Below are 1,909 nucleotides of genomic sequence, written 5' to 3'. Positions count from 1 at the left end.
GGAGGTGTGCGCCAGTTCGGTGCCGAATATATAGTTGGTGGGAATCCAGTCTGGTAAGACCTAGCAAGTCGCCAGTACCGAGTCCTTGGAGCATCGAAGGCTAACAATGATGTTTAAGCGTAGGACAGGGAACAGGAACGCCGTAATGCGAAAGCGTGAAGTGATTGAGCTTCGTTAGAATTATCGATTGTGTGGGGTGGTCTGCTACCTCCTTGGGTCACCAATAAGGAATAATCGCTAAGCGAGATTATGAAAACACACCGGAGTCCCAGAGCACGGCATACCTGATATAGTTATATTCGACATACCTGGGAGACCTGGACAGTTCTGGACATGAGCCAGTAGGGAGTATCGGCCAATGCAATGGTGAGTACGAACGAAGACTGTTGAGGAGTCGGATTCATCCATAGTACCGATGAAGGAAGTAATGACTCTGGAGGGAAGGGATGGACAATAAGTCGCTTTTGCAATCAAAACATAGAAAGCACAGGAGGCAGACATTCTATGGAAAAAGAGAAAGCAGAAATAGCCAGTCTCGTAGAAAAATATGGAAGAGTCCAGTCGTTAATGAAATACGTCAACAAGGATACGCTCAAAGAATCTTACAGCAAACAGCCAAAAGGTAAAGCGGTGGGAGCAGACGGAGTTACAAAGGAAGAATACGGGAAGCGGTTGGAAGAAAATATTGAAAATCTGATAGTAAGAATGAAGAAATTTTCCTACAAACCATACCCGGTACGCAGAGCCTATATTCCAAAAGGAAATGGGAAAATGCGAGGACTGGGAATCCCGTCATTTGAAGACAAAGTGGTTCAGGGTGTTTTCAAGGAAATACTTGAGGCGATATATGAGCCGAAGTTCAAAGAGTTTTCCTACGGTTTTCGTCCAAATAAGAGCTGTCACGACGCAATCCAGAGGGTAAATAAACATATCATGGCAGATAAGGTAAATTATATAGTGGACGCTGATATTAAAGGCTTCTTCGATAACATAGACCATGAGTGGATGATTAAATTTCTGGAACACGATATAGCTGATAAGAACTTTATACGATATATCAAAAGATTTCTGATAGGCGGAGTCATGGAAGACGGAAAGCGGCTGGAAACAGAATCAGGAACGGTACAAGGCGGGCTGATTTCGCCAGTGCTTGCAAATGTGTACCTGCACTATACGTTAGACACATGGTTTGATTATGTGAAGAAACACGAGTTTAAAGGAGAAATGTATATGGTACGCTACGCAGATGATTTTGTTTGCCTGTTCCAATACGAGAATGAAGCACGAAAGTTCTATCAGCTTCTGATTGAAAGACTGAAGAAATTCGGACTGGAAATCGCAGAGGACAAAAGCAGGATACTACCCTTTGGCAGATACAAGGGAACAAAAGAAAGCTTTGATTTTCTGGGTTTTACGCATTACAATGCGAAAAGCCATTGGGGGAAATACTGTGTACTGCACAGAACAAGTAAAAAGAAGCTGAAAATAAAACGAGAGGAAGCCAAGAAATGGATATGGGAGCACATGCATGAAAGCATAGCCGACACGGTAGAGACACTGAATATAAAGTTAGCAGGGCACTATCGCTACTATGGAATCTATGGGAACTATATAGGACTCATAAAATATTTTGTGTATGTGAGGCAGGAAGTCTGGAAGAGTAAACGTCGCAGAGACCAGTCTTATTGGCTGACATGGAAAAAGTATCGGGAGATTTTAAAGATACATCCATTGGAAACTCCGAAGATATATGTAACAAGTGCTTATTAGGCGAAAGGCTTATTGAAGAGCCGTATGCCTTAATAGGGCATGTGCGGTTCTGTGAGGGGCTTTTGAGACTTGAACCTCTCATCGCAAAAGAATATAGATGAAAGGAAGTGAAAAAGTCGAGACAAAGTCTACTCGACGG

At 42.8% G+C, this 1,909-nt stretch carries 1 protein-coding gene; it reads left to right on the top strand.

Annotated features, from left to right (window positions below; genetic code table 11):
• Nucleotides 1–504: 504 nt before the first annotated feature.
• Nucleotides 505–1,770 (top strand): group II intron reverse transcriptase/maturase, encoded by a 1,266-nt coding sequence (gene ltrA, locus DWX26_RS16525; protein WP_118601793.1) that lies wholly within the window; start codon nucleotides 505–507, stop codon nucleotides 1,768–1,770.
• The last annotated feature ends 139 nt before the right edge of the window (nucleotides 1,771–1,909 follow it).

It is taken from the genome of Blautia sp. AF19-1, assembly GCF_003479155.1.
Classification (GTDB): domain Bacteria; phylum Bacillota; class Clostridia; order Lachnospirales; family Lachnospiraceae; genus Fusicatenibacter; species Fusicatenibacter saccharivorans.
Note: the sequence above shows the minus strand (reverse complement) of the source record. Positions and strands in the feature narration are given on the sequence as shown.